This is a genomic window from Duganella fentianensis (genome assembly GCF_009857835.1).
Classification (GTDB): Bacteria; Pseudomonadota; Gammaproteobacteria; order Burkholderiales; family Burkholderiaceae_D; genus Rugamonas; species Rugamonas fentianensis.
In genome coordinates, this window is sequence record NZ_WWCL01000002.1 from 1,137,797 (window position 1) to 1,156,360 (window position 18,564).

The 18,564-nt window shown below is 58.7% G+C and carries 17 protein-coding genes and 1 tRNA gene; 7 read left to right on the plus strand and 11 right to left on the minus strand.

The annotated features are described in order from the left end of the window. Window positions 1–113: 113 nt before the first annotated feature. Complete coding sequence (locus GTP23_RS12840; protein WP_161035477.1) at window positions 114–1,643, minus strand: recombinase family protein; 1,530 nt, start codon at window positions 1,641–1,643, stop codon at window positions 114–116. Window positions 1,644–2,498: 855 nt separating this feature from the next. Between GTP23_RS12840 and GTP23_RS12845 the strand changes: the two genes are divergently transcribed. Further along, window positions 2,499–3,065 carry a recombinase family protein gene (locus GTP23_RS12845; RefSeq protein WP_161035478.1) on the plus strand — a complete coding sequence of 189 codons (567 nt, stop codon included), beginning with the start codon at window positions 2,499–2,501 and terminating at the stop codon, window positions 3,063–3,065. 178 nt (window positions 3,066–3,243) lie between these two features. Here the strand turns inward: GTP23_RS12845 and GTP23_RS12850 are convergent. From GTP23_RS12850 to GTP23_RS12865, 4 genes are all read right to left on the minus strand, one after another. Then, window positions 3,244–3,318, minus strand: a tRNA-Val gene (locus tag GTP23_RS12850). A 56-nt stretch (window positions 3,319–3,374) separates the two neighbouring features. Then, on the minus strand, window positions 3,375–4,094 hold the full coding sequence (gene dnaQ, locus GTP23_RS12855; protein WP_161035479.1) for a DNA polymerase III subunit epsilon: 720 nt from the start codon (window positions 4,092–4,094) through the stop codon (window positions 3,375–3,377). 47 nt (window positions 4,095–4,141) lie between these two features. Further along, complete coding sequence (gene rnhA / locus GTP23_RS12860; protein WP_155436135.1) at window positions 4,142–4,582, minus strand: ribonuclease HI; 441 nt, start codon at window positions 4,580–4,582, stop codon at window positions 4,142–4,144. Between the two features lie 15 nt (window positions 4,583–4,597). Continuing rightward, entirely contained in the window at window positions 4,598–5,362 is a 765-nt protein-coding gene (locus tag GTP23_RS12865; RefSeq protein ID WP_161035480.1) for a class I SAM-dependent methyltransferase, read from the minus strand. 19 nt (window positions 5,363–5,381) lie between these two features. On the opposite strand from GTP23_RS12865, the gene gloB reads away from it, so the two are divergent. After that, window positions 5,382–6,188, plus strand: a complete 807-nt coding sequence (gene gloB, locus GTP23_RS12870; RefSeq protein WP_161035481.1) for a hydroxyacylglutathione hydrolase — start codon at window positions 5,382–5,384, stop codon at window positions 6,186–6,188. 64 nt (window positions 6,189–6,252) lie between these two features. Here the strand turns inward: gloB and aceB are convergent, their stop codons facing one another. Beyond that, window positions 6,253–7,851 carry a malate synthase A gene (gene aceB, locus GTP23_RS12875; RefSeq protein ID WP_161035482.1) on the minus strand — a complete coding sequence of 533 codons (1,599 nt, stop codon included), beginning with the start codon at window positions 7,849–7,851 and terminating at the stop codon, window positions 6,253–6,255. A 200-nt stretch (window positions 7,852–8,051) separates the two neighbouring features. Here aceB and GTP23_RS12880 point away from each other — a divergent pair, with 200 nt between their 5' ends. Beyond that, on the plus strand, window positions 8,052–8,963 hold the full coding sequence (locus GTP23_RS12880; RefSeq protein WP_161035483.1) for a LysR family transcriptional regulator: 912 nt from the start codon (window positions 8,052–8,054) through the stop codon (window positions 8,961–8,963). A 78-nt stretch (window positions 8,964–9,041) separates the two neighbouring features. Here the strand turns inward: GTP23_RS12880 and GTP23_RS12885 are convergent, their stop codons facing one another. From GTP23_RS12885 to GTP23_RS12905, 5 genes are all read right to left on the minus strand, one after another. Further along, window positions 9,042–9,245 carry a cold-shock protein gene (locus tag GTP23_RS12885; RefSeq protein WP_093555047.1) on the minus strand — a complete coding sequence of 68 codons (204 nt, stop codon included), beginning with the start codon at window positions 9,243–9,245 and terminating at the stop codon, window positions 9,042–9,044. Window positions 9,246–9,509: 264 nt separating this feature from the next. Continuing rightward, on the minus strand, window positions 9,510–9,869 hold the full coding sequence (locus GTP23_RS12890) for an Hpt domain-containing protein (RefSeq protein WP_161035484.1): 360 nt from the start codon (window positions 9,867–9,869) through the stop codon (window positions 9,510–9,512). Next, entirely contained in the window at window positions 9,869–10,519 is a 651-nt protein-coding gene (gene upp, locus GTP23_RS12895; protein ID WP_161035485.1) for a uracil phosphoribosyltransferase, read from the minus strand. The genes GTP23_RS12890 and upp overlap by 1 nt, the downstream gene beginning before the upstream one ends. A 33-nt stretch (window positions 10,520–10,552) precedes the next feature. Further along, a complete protein-coding gene (locus GTP23_RS12900; RefSeq protein ID WP_161035486.1) occupies window positions 10,553–11,134 on the minus strand; it encodes a TetR/AcrR family transcriptional regulator in 582 nt (193 codons plus the stop codon). Window positions 11,135–11,146: 12 nt separating this feature from the next. Further along, window positions 11,147–12,823: an isovaleryl-CoA dehydrogenase gene (locus GTP23_RS12905; RefSeq protein ID WP_161035487.1), complete on the minus strand. Its 1,677-nt coding sequence runs from the start codon at window positions 12,821–12,823 to the stop codon at window positions 11,147–11,149. 173 nt (window positions 12,824–12,996) lie between these two features. Between GTP23_RS12905 and GTP23_RS12910 the strand changes: the two genes are divergently transcribed. From GTP23_RS12910 to GTP23_RS12925, 4 genes are all read left to right on the plus strand, one after another. Next, complete coding sequence (locus GTP23_RS12910) at window positions 12,997–14,199, plus strand: acetyl-CoA C-acetyltransferase (protein ID WP_161035488.1); 1,203 nt, start codon at window positions 12,997–12,999, stop codon at window positions 14,197–14,199. Window positions 14,200–14,210: 11 nt separating this feature from the next. Then, window positions 14,211–15,050 (plus strand): enoyl-CoA hydratase/isomerase family protein, encoded by an 840-nt coding sequence (locus GTP23_RS12915; protein ID WP_161035489.1) that lies wholly within the window; start codon window positions 14,211–14,213, stop codon window positions 15,048–15,050. A 325-nt stretch (window positions 15,051–15,375) separates the two neighbouring features. Then, complete coding sequence (locus GTP23_RS12920) at window positions 15,376–17,049, plus strand: sensor domain-containing protein (RefSeq protein ID WP_161035490.1); 1,674 nt, start codon at window positions 15,376–15,378, stop codon at window positions 17,047–17,049. Further along, window positions 17,046–18,533, plus strand: coding sequence for an HDOD domain-containing protein (locus GTP23_RS12925; RefSeq protein WP_161035491.1), 1,488 nt, complete (start codon window positions 17,046–17,048; stop codon window positions 18,531–18,533). Before GTP23_RS12920 ends, GTP23_RS12925 begins: the two co-directional genes overlap by 4 nt. The last annotated feature ends 31 nt before the right edge of the window (window positions 18,534–18,564 follow it).

The following is an 18,564-nucleotide window of genomic DNA, read 5'->3' on the forward strand; positions in this document are numbered from 1 at the left end:
CGCCAACTGCGGGACTACGAAAGTCTGCTAGCCGTGCGCGGATGTGCTCGCAATAACGACCCGAAAAATACGGGTTGATTCGGCTTCATTTCCTGCGAAATACCACCAACGAGTCAATTGCTCAGAAAAAAGTCTTGGACTGCGTCTCTGCTGTATGGCAGATAGCGGTGGATACTCCTATAAGTGAAAGCTATGTCTTTTGTGAAGATAGCCTTCTCAAATAGGAAGTAACGAAGAATGGTTTGATTACTATGATCCATCTGCGCGAACAGGACAAAATCCACGCCTTCTGACATCCGCTTTGGTATACGCCAGCGAAAGTAGTCATATTTCAAGTCATGATCACAACGAATTGCCCGCACCGATAGCCGTATGCTGTCATTGATAACAAGCGTGAAAGGCCTTGTATCAACTGTTGAGCAACCTCCAGCCTGCGAAATCAAAGTTTGAATCTCGCTAAGCATTCCACGCCTAACTCCGTATAGGTGGGTTCGCGTTTCAAGAAATGAATCATTGTTCATTCTTGGAAGTCCCGCCTCAGAAAAAGCGGCGCGCATAGTGCCGAAATGATAGCCAATTAGTCGTGCGTTGGGGGCGTCTGGCTCGATATCAATGAGAGTACACGTTACCCTGCCGTGCTTCGTATAGACCCTCCGGATGCAGTCAAGAATCGCTTCTCTCGAATAGCGACGATAGCGATACGCCCGCTGTTCTTTCGCTGCATTAAATAGCTCTTCAGGGACTATTGGGGCGAAAGCTTTAACGCACCGCACCCACTCACTGGGTGGGTTGCGCACATACTTACGATGCAGCTTATATGACGATCTATTGTAAACAAGATTCCCAATGTACTTTTCGCTCTTCAGTAGGTACCTGATCATATCTGGAGTCCATGGCCCACCTCTTTCAGTAGCGATCTCCTGCTGATTTAGAACTGCCGCGATTCGTCTGTCACCGATACCGTCCACGTACCACTGGAATATCTGGTTAACTACTGCGATCTCAAACTCTGGGCCGGGCGCTAGAACTACCCTGTAATTCTGAATCGCTTTTCTCTCTCCGGGGCGCAGCACTTGCAGCACGCCGCCAGCTTCATCAAGCAACACTCTCCGAAGTCCATAGCCAGCTTGGCCACCAACTTTAAAGCCCATGCTGATGACTCTACACTGTCCTTTGAATACCTTTACTGACAACTCCCGACTGTAGTCAGCAGCAGCTATCCTTTTAAGAGCCTTGATGATTGAAGCATATGGAGATCCGTCGTTTTCAAATACCTCTGCGCAGTATGCGACGCTCACGCCGTTTATCCGGCAAAGGTATTCGTAATAAGCACTCTCATCGATATCTTGGAAGCGGCCCCATCTGGTCACGTCATAGACGAGAATGAATGCAAAGTCATGCGCTTGCTGAACGTCTTCGATCAATCGACACAGGCCGGGGCGCCCTTTTTTTGTTAGCCCACTCTTGCCCGCGTCTTCGTAAACTTTGACCAGCGTCAGAGAACGGTCTGCAGCGTACTTCTCAATGATGTCTAGCTGGTTCCTAGTGGAGTATTCCTGCCGCTCAGTTGACATTCTCACGTAGGCAACCGCGCGCGTAACTGGCGCTGCAGCAATGGATGACTTAAAGGTGCCTCCACTCATGTTGCCCCTCCACATGTCGTTCTGAATAGTACAGACAGACTAGTGTCTTTTCGGGCAATGTCAAAAAATGTAGAGCTAGATCGATCGGCACAGTCTGCTCATTGAGCAAGATGGCGGCAAACGATACTCCATGCGTCCGGGCAAGCTCACGTGCGGCCCAACATAGGTTTAGTAGTGGTGTGTTCATGCAAGCATCATGCTTTTTCGTCGTTATTCTGTATTGATGCTTCTCAATACACCTGAAACGATCATAGGCTGGGGTAATAAAGTTGCCTACTCAAACAAAAAAGAATGCCTGAAGTTCATTTGCCTAAAAAAATGGCATCTAGGTTTGCTAGCCGCCAGCCCCAATCAGGAGATGGTCAACTATGGATTTCCCGAGACTCTCAGCTGCATGTTCGGCGAAAGAAAAATGAGAGTAATTCGAAGTAGTCTCACTCTCGATGCGTTCACCGTTCAAAGCAACGGTTATTAGCCCAACGAAACCGCTATTTGACGGATGGGCGGAATGCACAGCAATTGTGATTTCATAGCCACGATAATGGCTTGTCTTAGACACACTCATTTTGCTGCCTTCCAATTTGCCATTTTCAACAACTCTTGATCCTACACGTAATTACATAAAGTACATACCTTAGTTTACCGAAAGTTTTGTGCAATCCTTTTGCCGGTAGGCGCCGATCGATAAATGCTGAAAACTCAAGCAGTCCATGGATGGGGCATTGTGTTAGAAAACGAACGATTTCTAACATCCATGCAGGTATACCTATATTCATGCCAGTAAATTAGGGTTTGCATTTTCTAACATACAGGTATATTCTAACAGTGTTTTCTAACACCTTAGCGGGACTCAGCATGGCAACCTTCGCATACGGACGTGTAAGCACAGCAGACCAGACCGCAGACAATCAACGCCTTGAGATCGAGAATGCCGGTCACAAGGTAGATTACTGGTTCCATGACACCTTGAGCGGAAAGACCAGCGCCAGCCAGCGTCCTCAGTTCGCGGCAATGCTCAGCCAGATCCGGAATGGGGAAACACTGGTGGTGGCAAAGTTAGATCGACTAGGCCGAGATGCCCAGGACGTGGGCGCGACAGTAAAGCTGCTGGCTGCTCGTAAGATCGCTGTAATAGTGCTGCAGCTCGGCAAACTGGATCTAACCTCCCCCGCTGGCAAGTTGATGCTTACCATGCTTGCAGCCGTCGCGGAAATGGAACGAGATTTACTGGTAGAGCGGACGCAAGCAGGGCTAGCTCGTGCGAAGAACGAGGGCAAAACGTTGGGACGCCCATCGAAAACCACGGCGGCACAACGGGCCGAAATTGTCGCGAAGTATGCTGCAGGAGAAAGTGTCAGCGCCCTATCTCGGTTTTACAACGTATCGCGCGCCAACATCCTTGGCGTCGTCAAGCCAGCGTAACGCTAAGGATGTTGTCTCTTAAACCCAACTACGCGTTGGGTTTTTATTGGTACGGGTGGTAATGCATCAACAGCAGATAAACCAGCATATCCGAGCATACGATTTCCGTACTTTTTCCGTACAAAACAAAAAAGGCCTACACCTAATCAGTGTAAGCCTTTGTTTTTACTGGTATTCTTGGTGGGAAGTGCAAGTTTCGAACTTGCGACCCCTGCAGTGTGAATGCAGTGCTCTACCCCTGAGCTAACCTCCCGAAGCGGGGCGTATTATGCCACACATTCGTCTTCCATGGAAGACAGATTTCGCCAATCAGGCTGCCGGTGCCGGTGGCGTGGTCAGTGCCGTCCAGATGCACTGCCCTTTCACCGCCTTGTCCAACCCTGCCAGCGTTTCCTGATGGGCGGCCAGTTCCTCTTCCGATGCAGGCTGGAATATCACCTGCGCCAGCGGCACCACAGCCAGTTCTTCGCCGGCCACGGCCACTTCTTCCTCAACGTCCATGCCCAGGCTGTTCTGGCCACGCGTCATGGCCAGATACACGTCGGCCAGCAATTCCGAGTCCAGCAGCGCGCCGTGCAGCTTACGGTGGGCATTCGAAATGCCATAGCGGTCGCACAGGGCATCGAGCGAATTGCGCTTACCCGGATGCAGCTCCTTGGCATGCACCAGCGTATCGATCACCCCGTGGATATGAGTGGAGAAATCCGGCAATCCCAGTAACTGGAATTCGTGATTCAAAAAGCCCAGATCGAACGGTGCGTTATGGATGATGACTTCGGCACCCTGTATGTATTCGCGCAGATCATCCACGATCTGGGCGAACTTGGGCTTATCACTGAGGAACTCGGTGGTCAGGCCGTGGACGTTCAGCGCGCCCTCTTCCGAATCGCGCTCCGGATTAATATAGACGTGGAAGTTATTCCCCGTCAGCATACGGTTGACCAACTCCACGCAACCGATCTCGATGATGCGGTTGCCTAGCTTGGGATTGATACCGGTAGTTTCAGTATCGAGTACGATTTGACGCATAGTGATCCGTGATGACGACTGCTTGAACAGGAAGTATAACAGGCAGCCTAGCCGGCACGCGCCAGTTCGACGCCGCGGTTGGCCAGCATGTCGGCGCGTTCGTTACCGGGGTGGCCGTTGTGGCCGCGCACCCAGCGCCATTCCACCGTATGCAGCGCCTGCGCCGCATCGAGGGCCTTCCACAGATCGGCATTCTTGACCGGTTCCTTGGCTGCCGTCTTCCAGCCGCGCGCCTTCCAGCCGTGTATCCATTCGCTGATGCCCTTCTGCACATACTGGCTATCCGTATGCAGCGTCACCAGACAAGGGCGTTTGAGCGCCTGCAGCGCTTCGATCACGGCCTGCAACTCCATGCGGTTATTGGTGGTGTCATGTGCACCACCGCAGATCTCCTTTTCGGCCTCACCCGCGACCAGCAAAGCACCCCAGCCACCGATGCCGGGATTGCCCTTGCAGGCGCCATCCGTGTAGATCTCCACTTTGTCCATATTTTCCATACTGCTTTACCGCCTCTTATTCGTCGCCGGCACCACCGATGGTGCTGCCGCTGTTTTTCTGCTCCATGCCGGACCAATCAGGTGCATGCCTTTGACACGCTTGATCGCCTGCACGATATATACGCCGCCCAGATAAGGCCACCAGCGCGGCCCCGCATTATCCATGAAGGCGTAGCGTTCCAGCCACTTCTGCGTGCGGCAGGCCGGTGCATAACAGCCGAAGTGGCTGTGACTGGCCGTCATATTCAGTAATTTTAACCAGTCCTTCAGACGCGGCATAGAAATCAGCTCCTCCGTGCGGGGCAGAAAGCCGGTACCGCCGACCCGTCGCAGCACCTGGCGCGCGCCCCACAAACTGGCCGGATTGAAGCCGCAGATAATCACCTGCCCTTCCGGTATCAGCACGCGTTCCACTTCACGCAGCACCTGATGGGGATCGGGCGAAAATTCCAGCACATGGGGTAGCACCACCAGATCCATAGACTGGGTCGCAAACGGCAGTTCTACCGGGTCGCAAGTGAGCGCCACGGCGCGGCGCGGCGCTTCGGCCAGCGTGCGCACTTTACGGTCGGCCAGAAACTTGTAGGGCATGCGATTGGCGGCCAATGCATCGAGTTGCGGCATGCCGATCTGCACGGCATTGAAACCAAATATATCAGCTGTCAAGTGGTCAAGCGTCTGCTGTTCCCATGCGCGCAGGTAGACACCGGCGGGCGTCTGCAGCCAGCCTTCCAGCGCTATAATGGATTTCTCCGAACCTGCTTTGTCCATGCCTAGCCTCTACGATCCAATGACCCATTCTACCAAGCCCGTACTTGATGTTCTGACGATCCCAGCCTTTCGCGACAACTACCTGTGGCTGATCCACGATGGCGTACATGCAGCTGCTGTCGACCCCGGTGATGCCCAGCCCATACTTTCAGCCTTGCAGGCCCATGGCCTGAAGCTGACCGCCATTCTACTCACCCATCATCATGCTGACCATATCGGTGGCGTGGGCGAATTATTACAGCATTATCCCGTGCCCGTGTACGGCCCTACCAATGAAAGCATAGACTGCGTCAGCCTGCCCGTGAGCGAAGGCAAGCAGATCGAAGTGCCGGGGCTGGATTTGCGGCTGAACGTGCTGGATGTGCCGGGCCACACCATGGGCCACATCGCGTATGTACGCCAGGGCGAAGGTGGCGCGGCAGGCTGGTTATTCTGCGGCGACACGCTGTTTGCCGGTGGCTGCGGACGACTGTTCGAAGGCACACCGGCGCAGATGATCAGCTCACTCGGAAAGCTGGCCGCACTGCCGGACGATACGCTGGTCTACTGCGCGCACGAATACACCTTGTCCAATCTGCGCTTTGCCCGCGTGGTGGAGCCCGATAATCTGGCGCTGCAGCAGCGCATCAAGGAAGAAACCGATAAACGCGAGCACGATCTGCCCACGGTGCCTAGCACCATCGCTCTGGAGAAAGCGACCAATCCTTTCCTGCGCTATCGGGAAAAGAGTATCGCCGAACAGTTGCAGCGCGCCGGCAAGCTGGAAGGCAGCGATACGGCGCTGGCCACCTTCACGGCCTTGCGGCTGTGGAAGAACGAATTCTAGCCAGCCCCCGCATCACCTTACGCAGCAATGAAAAACGGCCCCGCAGGGCCGTTTTTATTGGGACTTAGATCTCTTCGTACAGCGGCAGAGTCAGGAACTCGGCGAACTGGTCGGAAGTCGACATTTCTTCGAAGATCTCCGCAGCACGTACATAGGTCGGGCCGTCGCCGCCTGGCGCATCACGCTGCACTTTGGCCAGTTCTTCAGGGATCATGGCGCGTACCATGTCTGCGGTCACTTTGCGGCCATCTTCCAGCGTGCCTTTGCTGGAGCGTATCCACTGCCATACTTGCGAGCGGCTGATTTCGGCAGTCGCAGCATCTTCCATCAGGTTGTGGATAGGCACGCAACCATTGCCTGCCAGCCAGCTACCGAGATAGTGGATGCCGACGTTGATGTTGTAGCGCAGGCCGGCTTCCGTGATCGGCGCTTCCGGTTTGAAGTCCAGCAGTTCGGCCGCCGTCACTTCCACGTCAGGACGCTGTTTGTCGATCTGGTTAGGCTTGTCGCCCAGTACTTTCTTGAACTCGGTCATGGCCAGCTCGACCAGGCCCGGGTGAGCCACCCAGCCGCCGTCGTAGCCGTCGGTGGCATCGCGCGCCTTGTCGTTGCGCACGCCGCCCATGGCCACTTCGTTTTTCTCTGGGTCGTTTTTGATCGGGATCAGCGCGGCCATGCCGCCGATCGCAGGCGCATTGCGCTTGTGGCAGGTTTTCAGCAGCAGCAGAGCGTAAGCGCGCATGAACGGTGCCGTCATGGTGACTTTGGCGCGGTCGGCCAGGCAGAATTCCTTGTCCAGCTTGAACTTCTTGATGCAGGAGAAGATGTAGTCCCAGCGGCCAGCATTCAGGCCCGAGCTGTGCTCGCGCAGTTCGTACAGGATTTCGTCCATTTCGAAGGCGGCCAGAATGGTCTCGATCAGCACGGTCGCCTTGACGGTACCCTGTGACAGGCCCAGTTCGTTCTGGGTCATGACGAAGATGTCATTCCACAGGCGGGCTTCCAGATGCGATTCCATCTTCGGCAGGTAGAAATAAGGACCGGCGCCACGGGCCAGCTGCTCTTTGGCGTTGTGGAACATGAACAGGGCGAAGTCGAAGATGCCGCCCGAGATGCGTTTGCCGTCTACCAGCACATGCTTTTCGTCCAGGTGCCAGCCGCGTGGACGCACAACCAGCGTCGCCACTTTGTCGTTCAGTTTGTACGATTTGCCATTCTGTTCCATGGCGATGGTGCCACGCACGGCATCGAACATATTGATCTGACCGTCGATCTGGTTTTCCCAGTTCGGGGTGTTGGAATCTTCGAAGTCGGTCATGTAGCTGTCGGCGCCCGAGTTCAGGGCGTTGATGACCATCTTGCGATCGACCGGGCCGGTGATTTCTACACGGCGGCATTCCAGTGCTTTAGGAATCGGAGCTACTTTCCAGTCGCCAGCGCGGATGTGCGCGGTTTCTGGCAGGAAGTCAGGACGCTCGCCGGCATCCAGACGCTTGGCGCGCTCTACGCGCACGGCCAGCAGTTGCTGACGACGGGATTCGAATTCGCGCGACAGCTTGGCCACCAGTGCCAGAGCTTCGCTGGTCAGGATGTTTTCGTAGCCCGGCTTGATTTTGCCGGTGATTTCCATGCCTGCTGGCAGAGTGAGGGTGGACTGCGTCATGTGCTTCTCTCCGAAAGAAAATATTAACAACCAGACTAATTATATGCATGCGCCCCAGTGTTGCACGGCTTTGTTTTTAGTGTGCAGACTCAGTTACGCCCCGATATGTTTTACAGTATATTCACTAATAAGTTATGCAAACAAGACTAATAATCACTTCATCTATGCGTTTTTCTCACAAATAACAGGTTGATGTATCCATGGGTCAATTCAGACAGATTTCCACCTTCGTCGAGGTGGTTTCCAAGGGCAGTCTCTCGGCAGCCGCCCGCGCCGAGGGCATAGCGCCGGCCATGATAGGCCGCCGCCTCGATGCGCTGGAAAGCCGCCTCGGTGTGAAGTTATTGCAACGCACCACCCGCAAACTTGCCCTCACCAATGAGGGCGCCGCCTTTCTGGAAGACTGCCAGCGCATACTGACGGAACTGGAAGAGGCGGAATCCGCCGTGGCCGAGCGTAGCGCGCACGCCACGGGCCACCTGATGATTTCCGCGCCCGCCGGTTTCGGCCGCCAGCACGTGGCGCCCCTGATCCCCTCGTTCCTGGCCGAGCACCGCGATGTCAGCATCACGCTGAATATGAGCGACCGCGTGGTCGACATCGTGGGCGAAGGCATCGACGTGGCGATCCGCATCGCCAGCCTGTCCGATTCCAGTCTGGTCAGCGTCAAGCTGGCCGACAACGAGCGCGTGGTAGTGGGCGCACCCTCGTATCTGAAACGGCACGGGGTACCGCAGACGCTGGCCGATCTTTCTAAACACAACTGCCTGGCCATCAGCAGCGAAGGCAGCCAGCGCGGCTGGACCTTCCGCGAAAACGGCAAGAATGTGGTGCTGAAAGTGGCGGGCAATATGGGCAGCAATGATGGCCAGGTACTGCACGACTGGGCGCTGGCCGGCAAGGGGCTGGCCTGGCGCTCGATGTGGGAAGTGGGCAATGAAATTGCCGAGGGCAAGCTGCAGACGGTGCTGGACCAGCATTCGGCGCCGGGCAACGATATCTACGCCGTGTTTGCCCAGCGCCGCCACCTGCCGCTGCGCATACGGGCTTTCGTGGATTTTCTGCGCCACACATATGCCCAGCCGGAATACTGGCGCAAGACCGGCAAATAGACTGTACCGCGCCAGGCGCGCGGGCAAAAAAAAAATCCTCGGGAACCGAGGATTTCTTATTTCGTTTGATTCAGCGTATTACAGTGGCTGAATGTTCGAAGCTTGCTTGCCCTTAGGACCAGCGGTCACCTCAAAAGAAACGCGTTGGTTCTCTTGCAGCGACTTGAAGCCTGCGGTCTGAATCGCCGAGAAGTGAGCGAACAGATCTTCGCCGCCTTCGTCAGGGGTGATAAAGCCGAAGCCCTTCGAGTCATTGAACCATTTTACGATACCAGTTGCCATTACAATTCCTATTTCAGTTAAGTTGGGCTTGCGCCCGTGATATCGTTTGAGGCAAGAAGAAAAACAGCGAAACTGCACTACTCTTGAATCTAAACGATGCCGCATTATACCCATTTACTCGAGAAAAGCACGTTTTCGCCAAAATAAATGCCAACTCGCGTCTTTTTTGGTAGAAAACCCGCGTAACTCAGGGTGTGAGTACAACTATAGACAAGAATTTACTTGGTGATTTGAGCTAGATCAATCGCTAGTCTCACTCTCATGTCACCCGTAAACGTTCGCCTTGGGATCACGCGCAGCCCAGCGCAGATACTGCTCCACCTGAGGCGGTATCGCCGGCCAGCCGCTGCCATCCTGCATCGTCATGCGCAATTGCTGCTCGATGCGGCGCGCCTGCTGGCCCAGCATGGCATAACCAAAAGTCGCCGCCGAGCCGGCCACGCTGTGCAGCGACTCATGCAGCGCCGTCAGCTGCTCGGCTGTGGGCGTGGCGCCGCTTGCCACACAGGCCGCCAGCGCGGACTCGATCTTTTCCAGCATGCCGGGCAGCTGCGCGACGAAGCGCGCATTCAATGCCTCCAGCCGCGCACGGAACTCCGCTTCTGCCGACACCGGGTCCGCCATTACTTGGTGCCGAAGATACGGTCGCCCGCGTCGCCCAGACCGGGCACGATATAGGCGTGATCGTTGAGGTGGGAATCCAGCGAAGCGCAATAGATCTTCACGCCCGGATGGGATTTCTGGAACACGGTAATGCCTTCCGGCGCAGCGACCAGCGCGAGGAAAATGATCTGGTCGTCCTTGACGCCGCGCGATTTCAGCACGTCCACCGCGTGCACGGCCGAATTACCGGTCGCCACCATCGGGTCGCACAGGATGAAAGTACGCTCGGCCAGATCGGGCAGACGCACCAGATATTCCACCGGCTGGTGGGTTTCCGGGTCGCGGAACACGCCGATGTGACCGACACGGGCCGATGGCACCAGATTCAGCAGGCCATCGCTCATGCCTATGCCGGCGCGCAGGATAGGCACAATCGCCAGCTTTTTACCGGCGATGACAGGTGCATCGATGGTCATCAGCGGGGTTTCGATGGTGCGGGTGGTCAATGGCAGATCGCGGGTGATCTCGTAGCCCATCAGCAGGGTGATTTCTTTCAGCAGTTCGCGGAAAGTACGGGTCGAGGTATCTTTTTCCCGCATGTGGCTCAGCTTGTGCTGGATCAGCGGGTGGTCAGTGATAAACAGATTAGGGAAGCGCGGATCTTGTTTCATTGTGGATTCTTTCTTGAAGTACCGCTCATTATACTAGGGCTGCGGGCCTAAAAACATGCTCACGGCTTCCTCTGCAATCTGGTCCAGATTCAGGCCCTGCCCCGGTTTGTACCAGAGCACGCTGTAATTGATAGCGCCCATGAGCAGTAAGCGCGCCACCGCACTATCGCTGCGCAGCAAGCCGGCCGCCAGCAGTTCACTCACCACATCCTGCCACAGCTGATCATAACGGTCGCGCAAAACCTGTACCCGTACGCGCAGCTCGGGCGTCAGGCGGCGCCAGTCATACAGCAGCACGGGTATGAAATCATGGCCCTCGCCCAGCACGATTTCCAGATGGGCGCGTACCAGCGCCTGAAACTTTTCGCGTGGCGCCATGGCGCTTTCCGCAATCGCTTCCGCCGCCGGCAGGCCGGCCGTCAAACCTTCCTCCATCACGGCCGCGAGTATTTCCTGCTTGCTTTTGAAATGGTAGAACGGGCTACCGGAACGCATGCCCACAGCCTCGGCGATGTCGCGCGTGGTGGTGCCGTCAAAGCCCCGTTCGCGGAACAGCCGCGCTGCCACCCGCACCAGATCGGCACGCCGATTATCTACTGCTACCGTTTGATTCATCCACTTTTCCACTTATTCGAGCAAGGCACGGGCCAGTATCTGGCCGTATGCCACATTTTCCGGCAGGCGCCCGTAGGCACCGCCGGGCGCGCAGCGTATGCGCGAGGCAATAAATGCCGATGATACATAAGCTGGCGCATGGCGCAACAGCAAACCCGCCTGCACGGCCAGCACGATGCGTTCGGCCAGCAGCCGCGCGCCCGCTTCGCTGCACTGCATATCGGCCAGCAAGGCGGCGCGGTAGGCACTGAAATCGGCGTCAGCGTCGCCGGCCAAGTCCAGCTCGGCCGCGAGCGCGGCGCGCGCGGCGCGCGCGGCAGGAGTTTTGCCCAACGCCCGCAGCAAGTCAAGGCACATCACATTGCCCGAGCCTTCCCAGATGGAATTGACGGGCAGTTCGCGGTACAGCCGTGCCAGCGGACTGTCTTCCACATAGCCGCTACCACCTATGACTTCCATGGCTTCGGCACCGAAAGCAGGGCCGCGCTTGCAGATCCAGTATTTGCCGGCCGGCGTCAGCAGCCTTGCCAGCAGGGCCTGGGCCGGATCGCCGGCTTCGTCGAAGCAGCGCGCCAGCCGCATGGCAAACACCGTGGCCGCTTCCGATTCCAGCGCCAGATCGGCCAGCACATTCTGCATCAGCGGCTGTTCGCTCAGGTAGCGGCCAAAGGCTTTGCGCTGGCGCGCATGATGCAGCGCATGGGTCAGTGCCGCGCGCATCGCCCCGGCGCTGCCCAGTATGCAATCGAGCCGGGTATGGCTGCCCATTTCCAGTATGGTGGGCACGCCCCGTCCTGCTGCGCCGACCAGCCAGCCGTAGGCGCCGTTGAACTCCACTTCCGAGGATGCATTCGAGCGGTTGCCGACCTTGTTCTTCAGGCGCTGCACGCGGATGGCATTGCGTTCGCCATTCGGCAGATAGCGCGGCAGCAGCAGACAGGACAGCCCATGCCCGTCCGCAGTTTCCGTCTGCGCGAGGATCAGATGGGCGTCGCTCTGGGGCGCCGAAAAAAACCATTTATGGCCGACCACACGGTACACCCCCTCGCCGTCGGCACCGAACAGGGCCTGCGCTTCGGCCGGCGCCAGCGCCTGCGCCGTAGTGGTGTTGCTACGCACATCGGAACCACCCTGCTTTTCCGTCATGCCCATGCCGATCAGGGCACCATGCTTGTGCTCGATAGGCAGGGAACGGGGGTCATAGGTTCTGGAGAGGATCTTGGGCAGCCATCTGGCCGCCAGCTGCGGCGCCTGCCGCAGCGCCGGCACGCAGGCATAAGTCATCGTCACCGGACACTGGGAACCATTTTCCACCTGGCCGAACATCAGGTAGCGGGCTGCGCGCGCCACCTGCGCGCCATTGCCTTCCAGCCAGGGCGAGGCATGGGCACCACTCTCGATCAGCAGCCGCATCAGGCTATGCCAGGCCGGATGGAACTCCAGCTCGTCGATGCGCCGGCCACCCGCATCATACTGTTGCAGCACGGGCGGGTACTGGTTGGCCAGCCGGCCCAGCTCCAGCACTTCGGCCTGCCCCAGCTGGGCGCCCAGCGCATACAGCGCCGCCTCGTCGTAGCCGCCGCCCTCGCGCACCAGCGCTTCACGCAGCGCAGTATCGATCTGATATAGATTCACATTGGCCAGCGGGGCCGCGGTATTGTGTACTTCATGTGTGTCGTAGGCCTGCATGGTGTCTCCCGTAGTCGCGCTAGATGATCAGGGCCGCACGGCCAACCTTACGCCAGATTGGCACGCCTGTGCGCCGGATAGAATGGCCAGACTAGCCCAACAGGAACATCAAAGCAAGCGCTTGCTTTGTTGCGACCGCACATCTATGATGGTGGACCACCACAGGAGACCACATGGAACACGCTTATGTGTTTGACGCCATCCGCACGCCGCGGGGCAAGGGCAAGAAAGACGGCAGCCTGCACAGCATCAAGGCCATCGATCTGGTCGCAGGCTTGATGCAGGCCCTGCAGCAGCGTCATCATCTCGACACGGCACAGATCGACGATGTCGTACTGGGCTGCGTCACGCCGGTCGGGGAACAGGGCGCGGATATTGCCAAAATCGCCGCACTGGCGGCCGGCTGGGACTGGAAAGTGGCGGGCGTGCAACTCAACCGTTTCTGCGCCTCCGGACTGGAAGCGGTCAATCTGGCGGCCCAGAAAGTGCGCTCCGGCTGGGAAGATCTGGTGGTGGCTGGCGGCGTAGAGTCCATGTCGCGGGTGGCCATGGGCAGTGACGGCGGCGCCTGGTCCAACGATCCGGCCACCAGCCTGCGCACGGATTTCCTGCCGCAAGGCATAGGCGCCGATCTGATCGCCAGCCTCGATGGCTATAGCCGGACCCAGCTGGATGCCTACGCCGTGCGCTCCCAGCAGAAGGCTACGGCGGCGCAGGCAGCCGGACGCTTCCCCTCCATCGTGCCCGTGTGCGATCAGAACGGTGTGCTGGTGCTGGACCATGACGAATTCATCAAGCCCGGCACCACGCTCGACACCCTGGCCGGCCTGAAGCCATCGTTCGCCCAGCTGGGCGCGCTGGGTTTCGACGTCCTCGCCCTGCAGCGCTACCCGCAGCTGCAGCAGGTAGAACATGTGCACACGGCCGGCAATTCCTCCGGCATTGTGGACGGTGCCGCACTGGCCCTGATCGGCAGCCGCAGTGCCGGCCAGCGGCTGGGCTTGCAGCCGCGCGCCCGCATCGTCGCCGCGGCCGTCACCGGCAGCGACCCTGCCATCATGCTGACGGGACCAGCGCCGGCGGCCCGCAAAGCCTTGCAAAAAGCGGGGCTGGACATTGCCGATATCGACCTGTTCGAAGTGAACGAAGCGTTTGCTTCGGTGGTACTGCGCTTCATGAACGAACTGGGCGTGCCCGAGCACAAAGTCAACGTCAATGGCGGCGCCATCGCCCTCGGGCATCCGCTGGGCGCCACCGGCTGCATGCTGCTCGCCACCCTGCTCGACGAGCTGGAAGCGCGCCAGCTGCGGCGCGGCATGGTCACGCTGTGCGTGGGCGGCGGCATGGGCATCGCCACCATCATCGAACGGGTGTGAACGGAGTCAGCATGATCAAGATCGAACAACAGGCGCAACAATTACTGGTAACGCTGAGCAGCAACAGCATCAATCCCCTCAGCCGCAGCTGGCAACAAGCGCTACAGGGCCTGCTCGACTCGCTCGAGCTGCAGGCCAGCCAGGGCGCACACAGCCTTCTGGTCCAGATCAGCTTCGACGCCAGCAAGGTGGACTACCAGCTTGCCCATCTGGCCGCGCTGACGCGCCAGCAGGCGCCCGACTGCATGCAGCTGCTGGCCAGCTACCATGCTTTATTGCGCCGGCTGGAGCGGCTGCCGATGCCCGTCGTCGCTGTTCTTGAAGGCGCGGTGTGCGGCCATGCCTGGGGCCTGGCGCTGGCCTGTCAGCGCCGCTACGCGCTCGGTAGCGGCAGCTACAGCCTGCCGCAAGCCACCTTGGGCGTTGCCCCCTGCGGCGGCGCACTGGTACGCACAGGGCGTCTGCTAGGGCTGCAAGCCGCCCTGCCTCTGCTGCTCGATGGGCGCGAGTGCGATAGCGCCACTGCCCTTCAGCTGGGCTTGCTACATGGAATAGCGGCCGATGCTGCCGCACTGGCCGGACAGCTGCAGCACTGCCGGCAGGCAGGCGCGCTACGCCAGCCTTGGGATGTAGCCCTCCCCGCTCTGCCCGGCGGCGCCATCGGCAGCCCGGCCAATCTGGCCTTCTTACAGCTGGCACCGGCACGCCTGCGGGCCCGCCATGCGGCGCCAGCGCCGGCCGAACAGGCCATACTGTGCGCGCTGGCCGAGGGCATGCTGGTAGATTTCGACACTGCCGTGCTGATCGAAAGTCGCTATTTCTGCCAGTCCGCCATCGCCTATCAGGCTTAGGCCCATGTTTGTCCAGAACAATTACATTTAACTTTCAATCAATAGAAAAATCGCAATTTTCAGTGCAAAAACCCCGTTTCAGTGCCGAGAAAAGGCGTTTTTTCACTCTGGACGATGTTTTTTTCAGCACGAATGTATGAAAACAAAAAAAGTCTTAAAGATATTGTCATTTTTCATGTAATTTCACCGCTATCAGTGATACATTGCGCTCTGGTGTAGCCATACTTGTGCTGGCGCCCTACCGGCATAAAAACTGAAAGATTAAAATCACGCGATGTACTCCAGTATTCCCGTCCCGTCTCCGCGACATGAATTGGATAACCTCATGGAGGAGGCTGGCGACGTTGTATTCCGCGTCAGTCCCGAAGGACAGATACTGTTTGCCAGCCACCGCGCCGTCCAGCTGATCGCCGCGCAAGCGCCGCTGGCCGGCACGGCACTGCTGCAACTGCTTACCGAAGATGACCGCCCGGCCCTGCAGTCGGCCCTCAACGACGTGCTGGCCGGCGAGCCGGGGCGCCTGTTCGAAAGCCGCCTCAAGTGTGCGCAGTGCGAAACCCCGTTCGAATTGCGCCTGTCCTGCTACGCCAACCAGCAAGGTTTAAAAGAGCTGCTGGTGATAGGCCGGAATATGGAGCAGCAGCGCGCCACCGAAGAACGGCTGCGCCACATGGCCACCCACGATGCCCTGACCGAACTGCCTAACCGGCTGCTGCTGTCGGACCGCATCCGCATGGTAATCGCCAATGCGCGCCGCTCGGGCCAGAGCTTTTCCGTCGCCTGCATAGGGCTGGACGGCTTCAAGAAAGTCAACGATGGCCTGGGCCACCCGATAGGCGACGCGGTGCTGCGGACGGCCGCCGCCCGCCTGCGCAAGACCTTGCGCGACAGCGACACCCTGGCCCGTGTGGGCGGCGACGAATTCGTCGCCATTTTGCCCGGCACGGCCACAGAAGCCCAGATCAAACTGGTAACGGGACGTTTGATTGCCACCCTGCAGTCGCCGTTCGAAATCGACAGCCACACCATCTATGTGGGCGCCTCGGTCGGCGTGGCCGTATATCCCCAGCATGCGGAAGAAGAAGCCCGCCTGCTGGCACTGGCCGACGTGGCCATGTCGCGCGCCAAGGAAACCGGCAAAGCCCGTTGCGTGGTCTACAGCCCGAGCGAGTCCGAGCCGCCCGAACATGATATTTCGCTGGAAGCGGCCATGTTCCAGGCTGTGCGCGAAGGCGAGTTCCTGCTGTTCTACCAGCCCATCGTGGACGCGCGCACGCGCGAGATCCAGGGTTTCGAAACGCTGATGCGCTGGAAGCATCCGACCCTGGGCATGGTGCCCCCGGCCCGCTTTATTCCGATTGCCGAAACCAACGGCCTGATCAACCTGCTGGGCGCCTGGGCACTCAAAGCTGCCTGCGTACAGCTGAAACAGTTCGAGGAAGTGGCCAAGCGCCCCCTCTACATTTCGGTGAATATCAGCCCGCGGCAGTTCCGCAATGACAAATTTCTGGACGTGCTGGACGATGCAATCGCCTTCTCCGGCTTACAAGGTGAGCAATTGGTTCTAGAAATTACAGAGGGCACGCTGATGGTCGATCCGGTGCATGCCGAGTCCATCCTGTCCAAAATGGCCGAACGCAAGGCGCGCATCGCGATTGACGATTTCGGCACCGGCTATTCCTCGCTGGCCTATCTCAAGCGTTTCCCCATTTCGGTGCTGAAGATAGACCGCACCTTTATCCGCGACCTGCCGACTTCCGAAAAAGATGCGGCGATCTGCAATGCGGTACTCGATCTGGCCAAGCACCTGGACCTGTCCGTGGTGGCGGAAGGGGTAGAGACGGAAGACCAGCTGGCCTATCTGCAACAGCGCGGCTGCCAGTACATCCAGGGTTATCTGACCGGCAAACCGATGGCGGCGAATATCGCCATGGCAGCGCTGCGCGAAAGCATGCACCTGAAAATCATCCAGCCTGATTTGCGACAGGTGAACAAATGAGCGTGCGCAGTACAGGTAACGCGCTGGGCGACGCCACCCTGGCCACGCTGTGGGAAAGCACGCGCCGGCGCGGCGATATGCCGGGCTTTGCCAAGGCCATCAGCTCCATCCTCGGCGCCATGCGCGGCGAGGACGAGCAGGAATTCAATATGACGCGCACGGTGCTGTCCGACCCAGTGCTGACCCAGAAAGTCCTGCGCCTGGCCAATAGCGGCATGTATGCTGCCTTCGGCCAGCATATCAGCACCGTCTCCAAAGCCGTGCAAGTGCTGGGCACCGATGCCATCGGCCATCTGGCGCTGGGCCTGAAGCTGATCGAAGAACTGTCCGGCGGCTCCTCCGATGCCACGGCCTCGCATGTGGAAATGGAAAAGGCGGTGCTGGCCGGCATCGTCGCCCAGCAGATCGCCAATACGGCGCAGAGCCGCCATGGCGAAGAAGCCGTGGTGTGCTCCATGCTGCACACGCTGGGCCGCATGATGCTGACCTATTACATGCCGGAACGCTGGCATGAAATCCAGCGCAGTGCGGCGCAGGAAAACTGCGATGTGGAAGCCATCGCACCCAAGCTGCTGGGGCTGGGCCTCGATGAAATCGGCCATGCCGCCGCCCTGCACTGGGGCCTGCCGGCCGGCCTGATCAACGGCATGCGCAAGCTGACGCCGCCCGAAGCGGGCAGCGAAATCAGCACTTCGGACTGGATCGCCGGCCTGTCCACCATGTCGGCCGCCTGTGCCGAATCGCTGTGGAATGATGACGAGGCTGGCGCTGCCGCTGTGGCACAGCTGGCCGACGCCTATTCGGCCATGCTGGGCGTGCTGCCGGAAAAACTGATGGGCGCCATCGAACAGGCCAAAGTAGTGGCGGCCAACGACCTGACCATAGCCCCCCTGTCTAAGCCGGCCGAACGGCGCGCCAAGGCGCTGGCCCGCACCCGTCAGCGCGATGCCGGCAACAAGATACTGCTCAGCGGTCTGGCCGATATGCGCGACATGATGCATACCGCCAATCCGGGCCAGATGGTGCAGATCGCGCTGGAGACCGTGTTCAAGGGACTGGAGTTCTCGCGCGCGCTGGCTTTTGTACGCAACCGCAAGGATAACCAGTATGCGGCCAAGATCGGCTTCGGCAACGACATCCGAGAAATCCTGCCCAAGCTGGTGTTCGAGGACGCCTATCAGCCGAATGTGTTCCACGCCGCCTTGAACAGCGACCGCGTGATCTTCATCGAGAATGCGCGTGATGCCAAGTTCGCTGCCAAGCTGCCGGACTGGTGGCGCGACACCCTGTCGGCCGCGCACAGCTTCGTGATTCTGCCCCTGTCCGCCAATGGCCAGTCGGCCGGTTTCCTGTACGGCGACTGGGATGACAGCTTCCCGCCTATCGAACTGAGCCAGACCGAATTCGGCCTGCTCAACGATATGCGTGCGCTGGTGGTACGGGCTGTGCTCAAGCGCCATCTACAGGAAGTGGTCAGCAAATAAGACCGCCACTCAGCGGCCCCAGTCGTTCCGC

Bases quoted from the DNA above. Each gene is read 5' to 3' on its own strand.
- GTP23_RS12840 (WP_161035477.1), bottom strand. From the start codon at position 1,643: ATGAGTGGAGGCACCTTTAAGTCATCCATTGCTGCAGCGCCAGTTACG.
- GTP23_RS12845 (WP_161035478.1), top strand. From the start codon at position 2,499: ATGGCAACCTTCGCATACGGACGTGTAAGCACAGCAGACCAGACCGCA.
- dnaQ (WP_161035479.1), bottom strand. From the start codon at position 4,094: ATGCGTCAAATCGTACTCGATACTGAAACTACCGGTATCAATCCCAAG.
- rnhA (WP_155436135.1), bottom strand. From the start codon at position 4,582: ATGGACAAAGTGGAGATCTACACGGATGGCGCCTGCAAGGGCAATCCC.
- GTP23_RS12865 (WP_161035480.1), bottom strand. From the start codon at position 5,362: ATGGACAAAGCAGGTTCGGAGAAATCCATTATAGCGCTGGAAGGCTGG.
- gloB (WP_161035481.1), top strand. From the start codon at position 5,382: ATGACCCATTCTACCAAGCCCGTACTTGATGTTCTGACGATCCCAGCC.
- aceB (WP_161035482.1), bottom strand. From the start codon at position 7,851: ATGACGCAGTCCACCCTCACTCTGCCAGCAGGCATGGAAATCACCGGC.
- GTP23_RS12880 (WP_161035483.1), top strand. From the start codon at position 8,052: ATGGGTCAATTCAGACAGATTTCCACCTTCGTCGAGGTGGTTTCCAAG.
- GTP23_RS12885 (WP_093555047.1), bottom strand. From the start codon at position 9,245: ATGGCAACTGGTATCGTAAAATGGTTCAATGACTCGAAGGGCTTCGGC.
- GTP23_RS12890 (WP_161035484.1), bottom strand. From the start codon at position 9,869: ATGGCGGACCCGGTGTCGGCAGAAGCGGAGTTCCGTGCGCGGCTGGAG.
- upp (WP_161035485.1), bottom strand. From the start codon at position 10,519: ATGAAACAAGATCCGCGCTTCCCTAATCTGTTTATCACTGACCACCCG.
- GTP23_RS12900 (WP_161035486.1), bottom strand. From the start codon at position 11,134: ATGAATCAAACGGTAGCAGTAGATAATCGGCGTGCCGATCTGGTGCGG.
- GTP23_RS12905 (WP_161035487.1), bottom strand. From the start codon at position 12,823: ATGCAGGCCTACGACACACATGAAGTACACAATACCGCGGCCCCGCTG.
- GTP23_RS12910 (WP_161035488.1), top strand. From the start codon at position 12,997: ATGGAACACGCTTATGTGTTTGACGCCATCCGCACGCCGCGGGGCAAG.
- GTP23_RS12915 (WP_161035489.1), top strand. From the start codon at position 14,211: ATGATCAAGATCGAACAACAGGCGCAACAATTACTGGTAACGCTGAGC.
- GTP23_RS12920 (WP_161035490.1), top strand. From the start codon at position 15,376: ATGGAGGAGGCTGGCGACGTTGTATTCCGCGTCAGTCCCGAAGGACAG.
- GTP23_RS12925 (WP_161035491.1), top strand. From the start codon at position 17,046: ATGAGCGTGCGCAGTACAGGTAACGCGCTGGGCGACGCCACCCTGGCC.